This window comes from Microbacterium aurantiacum (genome assembly GCF_021654035.1).
GTDB lineage: Bacteria > Actinomycetota > Actinomycetes > Actinomycetales > Microbacteriaceae > Microbacterium > Microbacterium aurantiacum.
This window is the reverse complement of the sequence record NZ_JAJPDW010000001.1, coordinates 442,008-458,939: the sequence shown is the minus strand read 5'-3', so window position 1 is coordinate 458,939 and position 16,932 is coordinate 442,008. Positions and strand designations below refer to the sequence as shown.

The 16,932-nt window shown below is 70.8% G+C and carries 17 protein-coding genes and 1 pseudogene; 11 read left to right on the top strand and 7 right to left on the bottom strand.

Annotation, left to right across the window (positions count from 1 at the left end; all coding sequences use genetic code 11):
- Positions 1-8: 8 nt before the first annotated feature.
- Both LTL01_RS02230 and LTL01_RS02225 read right to left on the bottom strand, forming a co-directional pair.
- On the bottom strand, positions 9-416 hold the full coding sequence (locus tag LTL01_RS02230; protein WP_236967227.1) for a hypothetical protein: 408 nt from the start codon (positions 414-416) through the stop codon (positions 9-11).
- Positions 392-580: a hypothetical protein gene (locus LTL01_RS02225; protein WP_236967226.1), complete on the bottom strand. Its 189-nt coding sequence runs from the start codon at positions 578-580 to the stop codon at positions 392-394. Before LTL01_RS02225 ends, LTL01_RS02230 begins: the two co-directional genes overlap by 25 nt.
- 127 nt (positions 581-707) lie before the next feature.
- Between LTL01_RS02225 and LTL01_RS02220 the strand changes: the two genes are divergently transcribed.
- The 9 genes and pseudogenes from LTL01_RS02220 to LTL01_RS02180 all read left to right on the top strand — a co-directional run.
- On the top strand, positions 708-1,913 hold the full coding sequence (locus LTL01_RS02220) for an ABC transporter permease (protein WP_236967225.1): 1,206 nt from the start codon (positions 708-710) through the stop codon (positions 1,911-1,913).
- A complete protein-coding gene (locus LTL01_RS02215; protein ID WP_053547083.1) occupies positions 1,910-2,935 on the top strand; it encodes an ABC transporter permease in 1,026 nt (341 codons plus the stop codon). Before LTL01_RS02220 ends, LTL01_RS02215 begins: the two co-directional genes overlap by 4 nt.
- 11 nt (positions 2,936-2,946) lie before the next feature.
- A complete protein-coding gene (locus LTL01_RS02210) occupies positions 2,947-4,032 on the top strand; it encodes a BMP family ABC transporter substrate-binding protein (RefSeq protein ID WP_236967224.1) in 1,086 nt (361 codons plus the stop codon).
- 28 nt (positions 4,033-4,060) lie between these two features.
- Positions 4,061-5,605 carry an ABC transporter ATP-binding protein gene (locus LTL01_RS02205; RefSeq protein ID WP_236967223.1) on the top strand — a complete coding sequence of 515 codons (1,545 nt, stop codon included), beginning with the start codon at positions 4,061-4,063 and terminating at the stop codon, positions 5,603-5,605.
- A complete protein-coding gene (locus tag LTL01_RS02200) occupies positions 5,602-6,951 on the top strand; it encodes an amidohydrolase family protein (protein ID WP_236967222.1) in 1,350 nt (449 codons plus the stop codon). The genes LTL01_RS02205 and LTL01_RS02200 overlap by 4 nt, the downstream gene beginning before the upstream one ends.
- Positions 6,951-7,742 carry a DeoR/GlpR family DNA-binding transcription regulator gene (locus LTL01_RS02195; protein ID WP_236967221.1) on the top strand — a complete coding sequence of 264 codons (792 nt, stop codon included), beginning with the start codon at positions 6,951-6,953 and terminating at the stop codon, positions 7,740-7,742. The genes LTL01_RS02200 and LTL01_RS02195 overlap by 1 nt, the downstream gene beginning before the upstream one ends.
- Positions 7,743-7,776: 34 nt before the next feature.
- On the top strand, positions 7,777-8,580 hold the full coding sequence (locus tag LTL01_RS02190; RefSeq protein ID WP_236967220.1) for a BtpA/SgcQ family protein: 804 nt from the start codon (positions 7,777-7,779) through the stop codon (positions 8,578-8,580).
- On the top strand, positions 8,577-10,049 hold the full coding sequence (locus tag LTL01_RS02185) for an FGGY family carbohydrate kinase (protein ID WP_053547077.1): 1,473 nt from the start codon (positions 8,577-8,579) through the stop codon (positions 10,047-10,049). The genes LTL01_RS02190 and LTL01_RS02185 overlap by 4 nt, the downstream gene beginning before the upstream one ends.
- 23 nt (positions 10,050-10,072) lie before the next feature.
- Positions 10,073-10,225, top strand: a pseudogene (locus LTL01_RS02180) (4-aminobutyrate--2-oxoglutarate transaminase); the annotation flags it as partial.
- Positions 10,226-10,354: 129 nt separating this feature from the next.
- On the opposite strand, the gene LTL01_RS02175 reads toward LTL01_RS02180, so the two are convergent.
- A complete protein-coding gene (locus LTL01_RS02175; protein WP_236967219.1) occupies positions 10,355-11,221 on the bottom strand; it encodes an alpha/beta hydrolase in 867 nt (288 codons plus the stop codon).
- A 60-nt stretch (positions 11,222-11,281) separates the two neighbouring features.
- Here LTL01_RS02175 and LTL01_RS02170 point away from each other — a divergent pair, with 60 nt between their 5' ends.
- Positions 11,282-11,758 carry a MarR family winged helix-turn-helix transcriptional regulator gene (locus LTL01_RS02170; protein ID WP_236967218.1) on the top strand — a complete coding sequence of 159 codons (477 nt, stop codon included), beginning with the start codon at positions 11,282-11,284 and terminating at the stop codon, positions 11,756-11,758.
- A gap of 5 nt (positions 11,759-11,763) precedes the next feature.
- Entirely contained in the window at positions 11,764-13,083 is a 1,320-nt protein-coding gene (locus tag LTL01_RS02165) for an MFS transporter (RefSeq protein WP_372461297.1), read from the top strand.
- Between the two features lie 118 nt (positions 13,084-13,201).
- Here the strand turns inward: LTL01_RS02165 and LTL01_RS02160 are convergent, their stop codons facing one another.
- Genes LTL01_RS02160 through LTL01_RS02145 form a run of 4 tightly spaced genes read right to left on the bottom strand, consistent with a single transcriptional unit; the run spans position 13,202 to position 16,930 of the window.
- Entirely contained in the window at positions 13,202-14,452 is a 1,251-nt protein-coding gene (locus LTL01_RS02160) for an FAD-binding protein (RefSeq protein ID WP_236967216.1), read from the bottom strand.
- A complete protein-coding gene (locus LTL01_RS02155; protein ID WP_236967215.1) occupies positions 14,449-15,360 on the bottom strand; it encodes an aldo/keto reductase in 912 nt (303 codons plus the stop codon). Before LTL01_RS02155 ends, LTL01_RS02160 begins: the two co-directional genes overlap by 4 nt.
- Positions 15,357-15,728 (bottom strand): hypothetical protein, encoded by a 372-nt coding sequence (locus LTL01_RS02150; RefSeq protein ID WP_236967214.1) that lies wholly within the window; start codon positions 15,726-15,728, stop codon positions 15,357-15,359. Before LTL01_RS02150 ends, LTL01_RS02155 begins: the two co-directional genes overlap by 4 nt.
- Positions 15,692-16,930, bottom strand: a complete 1,239-nt coding sequence (locus LTL01_RS02145) for an amidohydrolase (protein WP_236967213.1) — start codon at positions 16,928-16,930, stop codon at positions 15,692-15,694. Before LTL01_RS02145 ends, LTL01_RS02150 begins: the two co-directional genes overlap by 37 nt.
- Between the last annotated feature and the right edge of the window lie 2 nt (positions 16,931-16,932).

Below are 16,932 nucleotides of genomic sequence, written 5' to 3'. Positions count from 1 at the left end.
CTCCCAGCCTAGGCGCGCCGCCGCGTCTGCCACCGCGAGACGATCACACCGACGAGGCTGATCGCCGTCGCGTACGTGCCGATCCGGGCGATCCACAGGACGAAGTACTGCCACGGATGCTCGAGCCACACCTCGCCGAACAGGAACGCGCCGATGGCGTCGCCGCCCTCGAGCGACACCGACGTCGTGTCCGAGAGCCCCACGGCGAAGGTTGCCGGCACGGCGAGCGCGAGCCCCGCGACGACAGCGATGCTCCACCAGGCGGATGCCGGAGCATTCGCCCCCGCACGCCGCATCCGCGCGAGGCGCACGAGTCCACAGCTCGCCAGCACGAGCAACCATCCCGCGATCAACAGCGATGCGAACACGATGAAACCGACGAGCGGCGCCTTCACGAAGCTCCGGATGACCTCCACCGACCACCCGACCCGGCCATGATGACGACGGTCCGCACCGCCATGCCGACCACGATCGTGAGCACGAGCCAGCCGGAGTCGGCGAGGGTCCGCCCCAGGATGAGCTCAAGAGCGCGCGTCCACGGACCGCGCCCGCCCTTCGTGGATGCCTCGAATCGCGGCATCAACGAAGCACTCCTGACCCGCGCCCTGTGAACAATTAACGTCCATGTAATGCGAGACATGTGATTTTGTAACAGCCGCTCGACACTCTTCCTTCAGGTCATATGTCATGGCCGCGGAGGGAACCCCATGGATCGCGAGCGCATCGAACGCATCGGACGGCGCGTACTGCTGCCGTGCGTCGCCGTTCTGCTGGCGCTCGCGGTGGGCGGGATCCTCGTCTCCACGCTCGGCGTGTCCGCATGGGATGCGGCGGCCACCGTCGTCCAGGCGGGCTTCACCTGTGATCCCGGCTACTGCAACATCGGTGGCACCTTCGCCCTCGCCGCCCCCATCATCTTCTGCGCACTGGGAGCGGTCGTCAGCCTCCGCAGCGGGCTTTTCAGTATCGGCCAGGAAGGCCAATACGCCCTCGGCGGCCTGGCCGCCGCGGTCGTCGGATACGCGGTGCCGTTGCCCCTGGGCGTGCACCCGGTGTTCTGCCTGCTCATCGCCGCGATCGTCGGGGCGCTCTGGGGGGTGATCCCGGCGGTGCTGAAGGTCTATCTCGGGGTCAACGAGCTCATCATCACGATCGTGCTGAACACGGTCGCCGGGCTCCTCCTCGACTTCCTGGTCAACTATCCGCTGCGCTTCGAGGCATCCACGGTCGGATACACCCAGCCCATCCTCGACACCGCGAAGCTGCCGTTGTTCGACACGTCGACCAAGTTCGGCCTGGCCTTCCCGCTCGCCCTGCTCGCCGCGCTCGGCGTCTGGTTCTACCTCTCCCGCACGACGCGGGGCTACGAGCAGCGGATGGGGGGAGAGGCTCCGGCCTTCGCCCGGTACTCGGGGATGTCCAGCCGCGGCGCCGTGCTGCGCGCGGGGCTCATGGGCGGCGCGCTGGCGGGCCTCGGCGGTGGGGTGCAGGTGCTCGGCACGAACTACCGGGTCATCGAGGGATTCAGCGACGGTACCGGACTCACCGGCCTGACAGCGGCCATCCTCGGCGGCACGACCGCGATCGGTGCAGCCGTGGTCGGAGTGCTGTACGCCGGTATCACCGTCGGCGCCGTCAACGGTCTCCAGATCGTGCTCGGCGTCCCCCGTGAGATCGGTTCGACGGTCCTCGCGCTCATGATCGTCTTCGTCGCCGCGCAGGCACCGCTGCTCGCCCGCCTGGAGCGGTTCACCGACCGGCGACGCGCGAACGGCATGATCGACGCTGGCGCGCCTCCGCCTCCGCCTTCGCCTTCGCCCCCCGACACGGAGGCGCCGGACGTGCACCGCGCCGGTGGCTGGGACGACGCTGCATCGACCATCCGCCCGCACGCCGGGGAGGTGACCCCGTGACCGTCTTCGCAGACTTCCTCAACAGCGGCATACGGCTGACCACGCCGATCCTGTTCGCGGCGCTCGCCTCGCTCATCTCGGCGCGAGTGGGGGTGCTCAACCTCGCGATCGAGTCCAAGGTCCTCGGCGGCGCCTTCGTCGGCATCCTCGTCGGCGCCGCGACCGGGAACCCCTTCATCGGGGTGATCGCGGCTGCGCTGACCGGTGCGGTCATCGGTGCGATCATGGCCGGCGCGCACCGGATCGGCGTCGACCTCGTGGTGCTCGCCATCGGGCTGAACATCCTCGTCCTGCAACTGACGGTATTCGTCATGCGGTCCTACCTCGACGGGGTCGGTACCTTCAAACCGGACGTCGCGAAGTTCCCACCGGTCGAGGTGCCGTTCGCGACCGAGGTGCCCTTTCTGGACCACCTGCTGGCGCACCTCAACTGGATGGTCTACGTGGCCTTCCTGCTCGTCGCCGTCGTCGCCGTGTGGTTCCGCACCCGCAGCGGCCGGCACCTGCTCGCCGTCGGTGAGGCGCCGACGGCCGCCGCGAGCGCCGGTCTGAAGGTCGGTCGCACGCAGCTGTGGGCGCTGGTCGCGGCGGGCGCGGTCGCGGGTCTCGGCGGCGCGTTCCTGTCCATCGGCGACCTCGGTCTGTTCACCCGCAACATGAGCGCCGACCGTGGCTGGATCGGGATCACCGCGGCACTACTCGCGCTGAACAAGCCCGGCCTGCTGATCCCCGCCGCCGCCGTCTTCGGCCTCGCCAGCGCGGCCAGCATCCGTCTGCAGCAGTTCGACGTGCCGGCGAATCTCACCCAGTTCATCCCGCAGGGTGCCGCTTTCGTCGCTCTGGTCCTCGTCGGGGTGCACGCCACGTCGCGCGGACGGTTCATCGACCTGTGGAACCGCAGCACCCGCATCCGGCTGCGACGTCCGCCCAGACCGCCGGCGGCGGCAGGCACCGGGCCCGACGGCCCCCCGCCTTCCGCCACCTCGGAACGCACCACCACCGCACCCGCATCCACACCCTGAGGAGAACATCCATGTCCCGCACCCGAATGTCGATCGGCGCCGGCGTCCTGCTGGTGAGCGCGATCGCCCTCGCCGGCTGTGCCGGCGGCGATGCGACGGGCGCCGCCCCCGCATCCGACACGTTCAGCTACGCGCTCGTCACCCCCGGTGCCGCGGGCGACGGCGGTTTCATCGACTCGGCCATCACTGGGACGAAGCTCGCCGAATCCGAGCTCGGGGTCACCGGCCGCGTCGTCGAGGCTGAGTCGGTCTCGCAGCAGGAGGGGGTCCTCCGCTCGACCGTCGCGACCAAGCCCGGCATCATCATCGCGCCCGGGCTGGACCCGGATTCGCTCCTCGCTGTCGCGCAGGAGAACCCGGACCAGCTCTTCGGCGTACCGAGCGACATCTTCGTCGACGAGCTTCCCGAGAACGTGCAGGCCTACGCGATCAATGTGCACGAGTCGAGCTTCCTGGGCGGCTACGTCGCGGGCTCGCTCACGCAGACGAAGAAGGTCGGCGCAGTCCTCGGCATCGACAACCCGGGGCTGAACCAGTTCTTCTACGGCTATAAGCAGGGTGTCCTCGCGGCGTGCCCCGACTGCGTCGTCACGCCGAGCTACCTCAACGGCGAGTTCGGCGACCCGTCTGTCGGCCAGGAGGCGGCGCTCGCGCTGTACCAGGGTGGCAACGACATCGTCTTCGCCGTCGCCGGTCTCTCCGGCCAGGGCGTGTTCGCCGCGGCCGCCCAGCAGGGCGCCTACGCGATCGGGGTGGATTCGAACCAGGACGGTGACGCGCCGGGCACCATCCTCGTGTCGGTGATGAAGCGCGTCGACATGACCACCCTGAACCTCATCCGGGCGGCCCAGGACGGGGAGTTCACCCCCGGCTTCGTCGCCGCCGGTATGAAGGACGGGGTCACCGGGCTCTCGTGGGACGACGGATCCACCGTGTTCGCAGAGAACGGCCCGGCCGCGATGGTCGCGCTGCTGCCCGATGTGCAGACGCAAATCGAGGAGCTGCAGGAGCAGATCCTCGGCGGTTCGCTGGTTGTCTGCGACGCCCTCAACGAACCGTCCAGCGCGGCCTGCACCGCCGTCGGCCTCGCCGGCTGATCCCGAACGACGACAAGGACCTCTCACGATGATCGAGACCTCGAGCGAGACCCCGCCCCGGTTGGAGATGCGCGGGATGCGGAAGTACTTCGCCGCGTCCGGTGTGCTGGCGGTGGCGGACGTCTCGCTCGAGGTCGCGCCAGGGGAGGTCGTCGCCATCATCGGCGAGAACGGAACCGGTAAGAGCACGCTGATGAATCTGCTCTTCGGGGTGCACCATCCCGACGCGGGGCAAATCCTGATCGATGGCCGACCTGTGGAGATCCGCGACCAGCAGGACGCGATCGCGTACGGGCTCGGCATGGTGCACCAGCATTTCGAGCTCGTGCCGAGCTTCTCGGTCGCCCAGAACGTGTTGCTCGGGCGGGAGCCGCGTCGCCGCGGACTCTACGACGACCGGGGCGCGCGACGCCGGGTGGCGGAGCTCGCCGCCGAGACGGGGCTCGTGATCGATCCGGCCGCGCGGGTGCGCGACCTGCCGATCGGTGCGCAGCAGCGCGTCGAGATCCTGAAGGCGCTCGCCGCCGAGGCGCGACTGCTCATCCTCGACGAACCCACGGCGGTGCTGACCCCGCAGGAGGCAGACGATCTGCTCGTGATGGTGCGCCGCCTCGCCGCGAGCGGGAGGTCCGTCGTGTTCATCTCGCACAAGCTTCCCGAGGTGCGCGCGATCGCCGACCGCATCATCGTGATGCGCCGTGGTCGGGTCGTCGGGAATCTGGTCCGCGGCGAGGCGGACGACGCGGAACTCGCCCGGCTCATGGTCGGTCGCGACGTCCTGCTCACCGCAGATCGCGCCCCGGATGCGGCCGGTGATGTGCTGCTGGAGGTGCGGGAGGCGCGGGTCGCGCCCTCAGCCGACGGGACCCCCGGGCTCAAGGACGTGCATCTCCAGCTTCGCGAACGCGAGATCCTCGGCATCGCCGGGGTCAGCGGTAACGGACAGGACGAACTGATCGATGCGCTGGCGGGATTGCGGCGTCTCGAGGGCGGCGCCGTCCGGATGCGCGACACGGACCTCACCGATGCCGACCCGGCCGCCACCCGCCGCGCCGGGATCGCCCACATCGCAGGGGACCGGATGCAGGTCGGTCTGAACCTGCAGGCCACGCTCGAGGAGAACGCCGCCTCGACCGCCTACCGTTCCGCCCGGTTCAGCCGTGCGGGCCTCATCCGCCGTGGCGCCCGCCGACGCTTCGCAGAGCAGATCATCGCCGACTACGAGGTCCGCGGGGCTGCACCCGACCGCCCGGTCGGGTCGCTCTCGGGTGGCAATCTGCAGAAGGTCGTGATCGGGCGCGAGCTCTCGGGCCGGCCTGAGGTCGTCCTCGCGAACCAGCCCACCCGCGGCCTGGATGTCGGATCGATCGAGTTCGTGCACCGCGCCCTGTCCGCGGCGCGGGCCGAGGGCAGCGGCGTGCTCCTCGTGTCCACCGAGCTCGATGAGATCCTCGCCCTCTCCGACCGGGTCGCCGTCATGTACGACGGCACTTTGGTCGGCCCCTTCCCCCGAGACGACGTCGACCGGGAGCGTCTCGGCGCTTTGATGTCCGGCGGAAAGGCCGACGCATGACCTCCACCACTCCCCGCCTCATCGTGGCCGACCTCGTCTGGACCGGCACCGGAGACGCCCTGGAGCCGGGCGTCGTCGAGATCTCGGACGGCAGGATCAGCGCCGTCTCGCCGCTGCGGGGTGCGCGGCCGGCCGGCCCGGACGTCGCCGACCTCGGCGCGTCCCTGCTGATGCCCGGACTGGTCAACACCCACGCGCACACGCCGATGTCCCTCATGCGGGGCGTCGCGCAGGGGCATTCGCTCCTGTGCATGGAGGGCTACCTCGAGGTGCTACGTACCCGCGAGGCGCACCTCACCCCCGATCTCGTGCCCGCCTCGGTGGCGGTCAGCTGCGCGGATTTCATCCGGCACGGTGTGACGGCTTTCGCGGACCAGTACTTCTACGCCGACGACATCGCACCCACGGTGATGCGGTCGGGCCTGCGGGCGGCGATCGGATGGGGCATCGTCGAGCTCGGCGATGACGACGCGCGAGCACGGGAACTCGCCGAGGCCACCCGGTTCGCGGAGTCCATGGCCGGGGTGTCCCGGGTGGTCCGCGGGTGGGTCGGTCCGCACGCGTACTTCGTCGACAACCAGGTCGAGGCCATGCGCGCCGAGCGCGACCTCGCCCGCCGATTGGGCGTCGGACTGCACGTGCACTTCTCGACATCGGGTGAGGAGGACGCGCTGTGCCAGGAGGCGTACGGGCGGCCGGCGCTGGAGGTCATGGCCGAGATGGGGATGTTGGACGTGCCCACGATCCTCGCCCACTGCAACACCGTCCCCGTCGACCAGCTGCCGTTGCTGGCCGGCACCCGTGCCGCGATGGCCGTCATCCCCTCGGTCGCCATGCAGTCGGGGGTTCCGGCGGCACCCGTGCGCGCGGCGCTCGACGCCGGCGTGACGGTGACGCTCGGAAGCGACAACGTCTGCAACAACACGAACGTGGACCTGTTCGAGGAGATGCGAATGCTGGGCAAGCTCGCCGCCTTCACCTCGCGGTCCCCGAACAACGTCAGCCCCCGCGAGATCCTCGGGATCGCCACGGTCAACGGGCACCGTGCGCTCGACGGCGGTGCCGACGACGGTCTGATCGCCGTCGGCGCGGTCGCCGATCTGATCGCGGTCCCACTCGCCGAGATCCCGCGCGGGCCGGTCGGTGCGCAGAGCCTGGAGGCGGCGCTCGTCTACGGCGTCAGCGGAGCCTCCGTCAGCCACAGCATGGTCGACGGGCGGTGGCTCATGACCGATCGCGTGGTGCGCACGCTGGACGTTGAGGCCGCGCTCATCCAGCAGCAGGCTGACTACGACACGCTCGTCGCGCGGACGGCGGGCGCGCCGGCCGACGGAAGGTGGCTGTGATGGATGCGCGCGAACGCCGCACCCGGATCGAGGAGCGGGTGGTGCGAAACGGCGAGGTGCTGTTCGCCCAGCTCGCCACCGAGTTCGATGTCAGCGAGATGACGATCCGGCGCGACATCGAGACGCTGCAGCAGGCGGGCGTCGTGCGCCGGATCTCCGGCGGCGCCATCGCCCTGACCGGCACCGCCTTCGAGCCGTCGTACGGTCTGCGCGCCGGGACGGCCGTCGAATCCAAGATGCACATCGCCGAGCGCATCGCGGATCTGCTGCGTCCCGGCGAGACGGTCGCCCTCGACGGAGGATCGACGGTGGGTGCGGTCGCCCGCGCCATCCGCGGCAGGGGGCTCAGACTGACCGTCGTGACACCCTCGATCCTGGTCGCCTCGACACTCGCCGACGACGAGGGGACCACCATCATCCTCACCGGCGGGCGGCTGCGGTCGGGCGAGATGAGCCTCGTGGGGACGGACGCCGAGGCGACCTTCGCACGCTACAACTGCGACACGTTCGTCATCGGCGTCGCCGGCGTGGACGCCGAGCACGGGCTCACCGAATACCACCCCCAGGAGGCGAGCGTGAAGCGCGCCGCCATCGCGGCGAGTTCCCGGCTGATCGTCGGCGTGGACTCCACCAAGCTCGGCCGTGTCCACCTGGTCAACATTGCCCCGCTCACGCGGGTGTCCGCCCTCGTCACCGACGCCGCCGACGCCGACCTCACCGTCCGTGCAGCCGCGGCCGCCGGTGCCGACACCATCCTTGTCCCCCCGCCGGTGCGGGCCACGGACGTCTGACCCCGATAGCCATCACCTGTTCTCTGGAGTTTCCATGCCCTCGTTGTTCCGCTCGGCGTTCCCCGGTGTCGACAAGCCCCTCATCGCCATGGCGCACGTCCCCGCGCTGCCCGGCGCCCCGCTCTACGACGCCCAGGGCGGCGTCGACGCCCTCGTCGAGCACGTCCATCGGGACGTCGGCATCCTCGTCGACGCCGGTTTCGACGCCGTGATGTTCTGCAACGAGAATGATCGGCCCTATCAGCTGCACGCCGGGCCGGAATCGGCGGCAGTGATGAGTCGGGTCGTCACGGAGTGCCGCCCGACGTCGATCCCCTTCGGCGTCGACTTCCTCTGGGACCCGCGGATCGCGCTGGCGACCGCGGTCGCGACCGGAGCATCGTTCCTGCGCGAGGTCGTCACGGGCGTCTGGGAGTCCGACATGGGCTTGTGGAACACGGATGCCGCAACCACCCTGCGCGAGCGCCGCCGGCTCGACGCACACGGCCTGGCCGTGCTGATAAACGTGACGCCCGAGTTCGCCTCCCCGCTGGGAACGCGCACGCCCGCACAGGTAGCGCGCTCGACCGTGGTGTCGTCCCTCGCCGACGGCATCCTCGTCTCCGGCCCGATGGCGGGTGCCGGGCCCGACGTGTCCACGCTCCGCGAGGTCCGCGATGCCGTGCCGGACGAGGTCCCCGTGCTGCTGAACACCGGCGCACGGGCGGAGACGATCGCGGAGATGCTGGCGATCGCGGACGGTTGCATCGTCGGTTCGTCGTTGAAGGTCGACGGTGAAACCTGGAACCCCGTCGATCCCGATCGCGCGCGTCGTTTCGTCGCGGCGGTCAAGGGGTGACGGCCGCATTCACGATCGGTATCGACATCGGCACGACCGCCGTCAAGGCGGCTGTACTCGATCCCGACCGCGGCATCGTGGCCCAGGCGAGCCGCAGCAACCGGCTGCACTCTCCGCATCCGGGCTGGGCCGAGGCCGATCCCGCAATGTGGCTTTCGAACGCGGCGGGCGCGGTGCGGGAGGTCGTGCGCGGGATCGGCGCGCACCGCATCGCGGCGATCGCGACGAGCGGCATGGTGCCGGCGGTGGTCGCCGTCGACGCGGCGGGCATCCCGGTGCGCCCGGCGATCCTGCAGAACGACACCCGCGCCGCGCTCGAGGTGACCGAGCTGGCCGGTGCTCTACGGGCCGCGGACACGCTCGCGCGCACCGGGTCACCGGTCAGTCAGCAGTCTGTCGCGCCGAAGTTGCGGTGGCTGGCGCGGCACGAACCCGACGCGTGGCGGCGGACGACGGCGGTGATGGGGTCGTACGACTGGTTGCTGGTCGCGCTCGGCGCGCGCGTGCACGTCGAGCGCAACTGGGCGATCGAGTCCGGGTTGTTCGATCTGGCCGCGCTGCCCTACGAGCCGGTCCTGCGCGCCCTTCCGGAGATCGGGTCACGGCTCGCGTCGCCGGTGACAGGCGGCGACGTGGTCGGTGAACTGAGTGTCGAGGGCAGTGCCCTGCTCGGTCTCCCGGCCGGACTGCCCCTGGTGGCCGGCGGTGCGGACCATGTCCTTTCGGCGTTCGGCGCGGGACTGTCGGCGCCCGGGGACTGGCTGATAAAGCTCGGCGGGGCGGGGGACATCCTCGTGGTCAGCCCCGAGCCCGTCACGGATGAGCGGTTCTTCCTCGACGAGCACCCGATCGCCGGGCGATACCTGCCGAACGGCTGCATGGCGACCAGCGGCAGCCTCGTGCGCTGGGTGCAGGGCGCGCTCGGTATCGAGGACCTGGCCGCCATGGACGCCGAGGCCGCCGGGCGCGGGGCCGGTGAGGTGCTCTGTCTGCCCTACTTCCTCGGCGAGAAGACGCCGCTGAACGATCCCGAGCTGCGCGGCGTCTTCGCCGGTTTCCATCTCGGGCACACGCGCGCGGACCTCTACCGGGCTGGGCTGGAGGGCGTCGCGTTCGCCTTCCGTCACAACGCGGAGTCCTTCCGCGACCGTGGCCTGGCGCTGGAACGGGCGGTCGTCACGGACGGCGGGGCCACGTCGCTGCTGTGGAAGCAGATCCACGCCAGTGTGCTCGGTGCGCCGCTGGGCACGGTAGTCGACCACCCGGGCGCGGCGCTGGGGGCCGCGGTCCTCGCCGCCTGCGGGGCAGGGGTGCTTCCCGGCCCCGAGTCGATCGAGCGGTTCGTGCGGTCGGGCCCTACGGTGGACCCGGATCCGGCGCTCACCGACCGGTATGACGACGCGTATGCACTCTGGCGTGAGCTCGGCGTTGTGACGGCCCCGACGATGCGCGCCCTCGGGCGCCTCTGAGCGTCTAGGCGCGATGCCGGTGCGCGATGGTGGCCGTCGAGTTCGTCGTCGCGGACACGGGCGAACCGGATGCCGCGCTCGCCGCATCCGTCGCCAAGGCCTGCATCGCCGAGGGCGTGATCGTGGTCACCTGCGGGACGTACGGGAACGTCATCCGTTTCCTGCCGCCGCTCACGACGATCCGGATGACGCCCCAGCTGCGCACCGCCCAGGCCGGCTCGAGGTCGCGTACGCGGGACGGGGGTGGGGGGGGATGCCGGGGTCTTCCGCCGCGGGCGGGATTATTTGCGCGGGCGTGACACGGTTCAGTCGCGGGCGGGGAAGCGGGGGTCGAGCCAGGCGACGAGGTCGGCGCGGACCTTGTCCTGCATGACCTCGTTGAAGATCTCGTGCCGCGCTCCGGGGTAGACGAGGGTGGTCACATCAGTGAACCCCGAGCGGGTGCGGTAGGCCTCGGCGAGCCGGTGGACGCTCCGCGGCCCGCCCACCGTGTCGTCGCGCCCGACCATGAGCAGGGTCGGAAGGTCGCGCGGGAGGTTCCGCGCCGGACGTCCGAACAGCCGCGCGGCCTCCAGCGGACCGAAGAGCTTCAGCAGGGGCTCGGAGGTCGTCAGCGGGTCGTCGAGGAAGGCGCGTCCGACCGCGTGGTCCGACGACAGCCACTCCGTCCCCATCGCGTCGTCCCCCTTCCACGGCGCGTTGAGGTCGCCGGCGTTGAGGCTCCCCGGCGTGCGCAGCGCCGAGCCCGACAGGACGAGGGCGTCGAAGGATGCCGCGTGCCGGTCGACGAGCATCTGCGCGAGGAACGATCCCCACGAGTGCCCGAGGAGGATGAGCGGCAGGTCGGGATGCTCGCGACGGATGCGTTCGGTCAGCGCGTAGACCGCGTCGCGCGCCGCGCGCATGCCTCCAGGCCCCAGCCGACCGAGCTTGCCGGGGTGCCCGTGCTGCACGATGCCCGTGCGACCATGCCCGAGGTGGTCGTCGGCGTAGACGGTGTAGCCGTGCGCGGCGAGCGTCTCGGCGAGCGCCCGGTAGCGACCGGCGTGCTCGCCGACGCCGTGCAGGATCTGCACCACGGCGCGGGCGGTGCCGTCGGCGGGATAGACGTCGTAGAAGATCCGGGTCCCGCGGGCATCGGTGAAGGAGGACGCGGCGTCGCTGTCGGGCATGGCTCGAGTCTAGGTGCGCGGTTTCTTTAGCAGGGCTAATGAGCTATGCTAAGGAATCGCATGAGCCCCACAGACATCTCCTCCCCCCGCACGACGACCTCCGCCGACGATCCGACGACCCCGCTGTCGTCACCGGCATCCGATCTCCGCATCGCGACGTTCCGCCTCGCCCGCCGCATGCGCACGCAGCGCGCGGACGACTCGATGAGCGACGGCCAGTTCGGCGTCCTCGCGGCCCTCTGGGTCCACGGCGACCACACCCTCGGTGAGCTGGCAGACCGTGAGCGCGTGTCAGCACCGTCGATGAACCGCACCGTGAACTGCCTGCAGGATGCCGGCTACATCGGCCGGTCCGCCGACGAGAACGACGGCCGGAAGGTCGTGATCTCGCTGACGGATGCCGGGCGCGCGGTCGTCGATGAGACCGCCCGACGCCGCGACGCGTGGGTTGAATCCGCCCTCGAGGACCTCACCGCCGAGGAGCGCGACACGCTTGCCCGGGCCGCCGAGATCATGGGACGGATGGCCGCACGATGAGCGCGATGTTCCGGTCCTTCTCCGTCTTCAACTACCGCGTCTGGTTCATCGGCGCGCTCGTGTCGAACATCGGCGCGTGGATGCAGGCCACCGCGATCAGCTGGGTGGTCCTGACGGAGCTCACGAACAACGACGCCGCCGCCATGGGCGTGACGATGGGCCTGCAATTCGCCCCGCAGCTGCTTCTCGTCAGCGTCACCGGGTGGGTCGCCGATCGTTTCGACCGGCGGCGCCTCCTCATGCTCACCCAGGCCCTGCTGCTCCTCCTCGGCCTCGCGATCGGTGCGCTCCTCCTCGCCGGGGTGATGACGCTTCCGCTGATGTACGGCTTCGCCCTCACGCTCGGCGTCATCGCCGCGTTCGACAATCCGGCGCGGCAAGCGTTCGTCTCCGACCTCGTCGCCCGCGAGAACGCCTCGAACGCGGTCGCCCTCAACGCGGCATCCTTCAACAGCGCGCGCATGATCGGACCGGCCGTCGCGGGCCTCATGATCGTCGCCGTCGGCAGCGGCTGGGTGTTCGTCGTCAACGCGGTCACGTTCGTGGGGATGATCGTCGCCCTCATACTGATCCGGGTCGACCTTCTCGTGCCGCGCGTGAAGGCGCCGTCGGGGGCGCGGCTGGCCGACGGCTTCCGGTACGTCGCGAAGCGCCCCGACCTGGTCGTCGCCTTCAGCATGGTGTTCCTCGTCGGCGCGTTCGGGATGAACTTCCCGATCTTCGCCTCGACGATGGCGCTGGAATTCGGCCAGGAGGCCGACGGCTACGGCCTCCTCAGCTCGATCCTCGCCGTCGGGTCGCTCGCGGGCGCCCTGCTCGCCGCGCGCCGCGATCGCGCCCGCATCCGTGTGGTCATCGCGGGCGTCCTCCTCTTCGCGATCGCCGCCACCGTGTCGGCGTTCATGCCGAACTACTGGCTGTATGCCGCAACGCTCATGTTCACCGGCTTCGCCGTCGTCACGATGCTCACCACCGCGAACGGGTACGTCCAGACGACGACGGATCCGGCGCTCCGCGGCCGCGTCCTCGCCCTCTACGTGGCGATCCTCATGGGCGGAACCCCGATCGGCGCCCCGATCGTCGGCTGGGTCGCGTCGGAGTTCGGTCCCCGCACCGCGATCCTGCTCGGTGCCGGTGCAGGCTTCACCGCCTTCGCCGTCGGCGCGATCTGGCTGCTCGCCTCGGGACGTCTGCACAGGCACGAACAGCGCCGGTTCCGCCTCACGATCGACGAGACGCGTCCGCTGTCGGTGGTACGCCCGCAGCCGGAGGACTTCTCCGAAGAGGTCGCCGCCACGAGCCCGATCGCGACGCCCCGACGCTGAGGCTCGCGCGGCCCGCCGGAGACAGGCGATCCGACGAGAACAGGACGGATGCCGACGATTCGGCCTGTTCCGGTCGGATCGCCTGTTCTCGATCGACGTCCCGGCCGTGCCGGTCGCGTCAGGCGCGCGGCTCGCGCACCCCGACGCGCTCGAGGTGCGCGTTGGAGAACCGGCCGTCGGGGTCGAGCCGCTCGAACACGGCACGCGCCTCGGCCAGCCGCGGGTGCGCGCGGGCGATCGCGTCGCGCTCCATGAGGTGCAGCTTGCCCCAGTGCGGGCGCGCGGCGAAGGGCTCGAGCGCCGCTTCGATGTCGACCAGCAGCGAGCGCACCGCGCGTGGGTGGTTGCCCCACGTGAAGTGGATCGCCATCACATCCTGACCGGATGCCGGGCTCAGCCACAGGTCGTCGGCAGCGATCGTCCGCAGCTCCGTGATGAACAGCAACGGCTGGATGCGGGGCGCGAGCGGGCGGAGCGCCTGCAGCGCCGCGGCGGCATGGGGGCGCGCGACGAAATACTCCGACTGGATCTCGTCCCCGAAGGACGGCGTCCCGTCGAGGCGAAAGTGCGGCAGCCGCAGCATCCACGGCCCCGGCACACCGCCGAGCTCGGTGACGTCGGCGAGCCCTCCGAGGGGCTCGGCGGCGGCATCCTGGCGTCCGTCGAGAAGGGCGTCGGGCACCGGATCGTCGTCGCGGTCGAGCCGCGTCTTGATCCAGACGTCGCCGATCGTCTCGTCGTCCCAGCGTGAGAAGACCGAGACGCTGTACCCCGCGCCGGTCACGGCGGACAGGTCGGCGAGCGCGGCATCCCACGTCACCCCCGTATAGACGTCCTGCCGCATCCGGAAGGACGGGACGATGTCGAGGGTCAGCGCGACGACAATGCCGTAGGCGCCGAGTCCGACGACCAGCGCGTCGAAGTCGGCGTCGCCGCGGTGGACCTCGTGCATCTCGGCGTCCGCGCCGACGTACCGCAGCATCCGCACGTTCGCAGCGAGGTTCCGTTGCGCGTCCCCCGAGCCGTGCGTCCCGGTCGCGGTGGCGCCGCCGACGTTGATGTGCGGGAGCGAGCCCATGTTCGCCAGTCCCCAGCCGCGCTCGTCGAGCCACGCGGCGAGCACGCCGTAACGGATGCCGGCACCCACGGTCACGGTCCGCTGCGCCTCGTCGAGCGCGAACTCGGCGGGAAGGGCCGTGACGTCGACCAGGGTGCCGGCGGTGTCCGGGAGGTCGGTGAAGGAGTGCCGGGTCCCGAGCGCCCGCACCCGCCCTGGGGCAGCGACGAGCGCCCGGAGCGCGTCGACGGTCTCCGGCGTCTCGATCCGCAGCGCGGTGTAGGAGTACGTCCCGGCCCAGTTGCGCGTCATGCTGCCCAGCTTCCGTGGAGCGCGTCGAGCTCCGGCCAGATCTCGCCGGGAACCTCCACTTCGGCCAGCTGGTCGAGGGCCGCGAGGCGCGATGTGGTCTTGACTCCGACCACGGTCGAATCGACGAGGGGCGAACGGAGGGAGAAGTGCAGCGCCACAGCGGCGAGCTCGACCCCGTGGGCTCGGCACAGCTCCTCCAGCTGCGCGAGTCGCGCAAGGATCTCCGGCGACGGCTCACGGTAGGTGTAGGTCGACGTCGCCCCCTTGGCCAGGATGCCGCTGGCGAACGGGGCCGCGTTGAACACCGTCATCCCCCGCTCCTGCGCCGCGCGGAACAGCGGGGTCGCGCTCTGGTCGAGCAGGGTGAAGCAGTTGTGGCTGAGCACCGCGTCGAAGACGCCGGTGGCGACGTACTCGCGCATCTCGTCCACCGGGTAGGTGGCGATGCCGATCGCGTCGACGACTCCCGCGTCGCGGAGTTCGCGCAGGCCCTCCACGGCACCGTTCGGGCCCATCGCCTCCGAGACGCTCACCGCATACGGGTCGTGCAGGTGCAGGAGCGGCAGTCGATCGACGCCGAGCCGTGCGGTGCTCTCTTCGAACGAACGCAGGACGCGGTCGCGGTCGAAGGCGCCGGTGACGGGGTCGACGTCGACCTTCGTGATGACGCGGGTGGCGGCATCCGTACCCGCATCTGTATCCGCTTCGCGGAGCGCGAGCCCGATGACGGCTTCCGAACGGCCGTCGGAGTAGTTGTTCGACGTGTCGACGTACGCGTGTCCGGAGCGGAGCAGGGCGACGGCGTCGGCCACCACCTCGGCCTCTTCCGGGCTGCCGGGCACCGTTCCCCGCCCGAGCCCCGATGTGCCGAGGGTGAGCGGGCTGACGGTCGTGGCGATGCGGGTCATCGTCTCTCTTCTCTCTCGGGTGCTTCGCCCGTCGGTCGCAGGCGTCCTCGGCCGAACGGCAGCGCCGGCGCGCGGTACTCCCACGCCCGACGGTCCCCCGCGGGGATCGCGGCCTCGGCGTCGCCGAACCGCCACCCCCGCGAGAAGAGGAACACCCCGAGCGCGGCGTCCTCGTCGTCGGGGAGCTGCCACGTGCCCACGCCCCACTGCGTCGGCTGACCGCGACCGCCGATGACGAGGGTCGGACGGATGCCGGCGTACAGCGCGAACCAGGGGCGGCGGAGCGTCAGCTCCACCCGCCGGGTCGGACGCGAAGTGCCGCCGGTGTCGGTCATGCCGTCCACGAGGAGCGGCCGAAGCGCTCCCACCGCTCGACGATGCGGGGCAGCCCCTGGTCGTCCGCGGGCTCGACCATAGGACGGCCGCCGATGAAGACCTGCTCGACGCGGGAGTCCAGGGCCAGCGGGTCACCCGACCACAGCACGACATCGCCGTCGCGTCCGGTCTCGAGCGCGCCGACGCGGCCCTCGAGCCCGAGGATGGCGGCGGGGTTCATCGTCAGCGCGCGGAGCGCCGTCTCGGGCGGCAGTCCCTCGCGGACGGCGAGGATCGCCTGCAGGCGCAGCTGGTCGATCGGGACGACCGGGTGGTCCGTGGTGATCGCCACGGTGACGCCGGCCTCGGCGATGAGGGCGAGGTTGCCGATGGCGCGGTCGCGCAACTCGACCTTCGAGCGCGAGGTGAGCATCGGACCGAAGATCACGGGGATCTGCTTCTCGGCGAGCACGTCGGCGATCTTGTGCCCCTCGGTGCCGTGGTTCACGACGAGGCGGTAGCCGAACTCCTCCGCGAGGCGGATGGCGGTGGCGATGTCGTCGTGGCGGTGGCAGTGCTGGTCCCAGACCAGATCGCCGTCGAGCACGGCGGCGAGGGTCTCGTTCGTGAGGTCGCGCTCGAACGGCTCTCCGGCGGAGGCCGCGGCGGCGCGCTTCTCGGCGTAGGTGCGTGCCTTCACGAAGGCCTCGCGGAGCACGGCGGCGACGCCGAGTCGGGTCGAGGGCGTCTGCTTCTTGTCGCCGTAGACGCGCTTGGGGTTCTCGCCGAGCGCGGACTTCACCGACACGTCGTACGCGAGGAGCTGCTCGTCGACCGTGCGCCCACCCCACGTCTTGATCGCGACGGTGCGCCCGCCGATCGGGTTGCCGGAACCAGGCTTGATGACCGCGGTCGTCACGCCGCCGCGAAGGGCGTCGCGGAAGCCGACCTCCTCGATGTCGATGCCGTCCAGCGCCCGGAACCGCGCGCCGTTCGGATCGGTCATCTCGTTCGTGTCGTCGCCGGACCAGCCCTCGCCGTCCTCGTGGACGCCGAGGTGCCCGTGCGCCTCGACGAAGCCGGGGAGCACCCAGCGCCCGGTCGCGTCGACGACCCGAGCGCCCTCCGGGACGACGGTGTCGGCGTCGCCGACCGCCGTGATGACGCCATCGGCGATCACGACCGTGCCGCCGGCGATCGGGTCTCCGCTGACGGGAACGACATGGCCACCGGTGATCGCGAGGTACTCGGTCATCC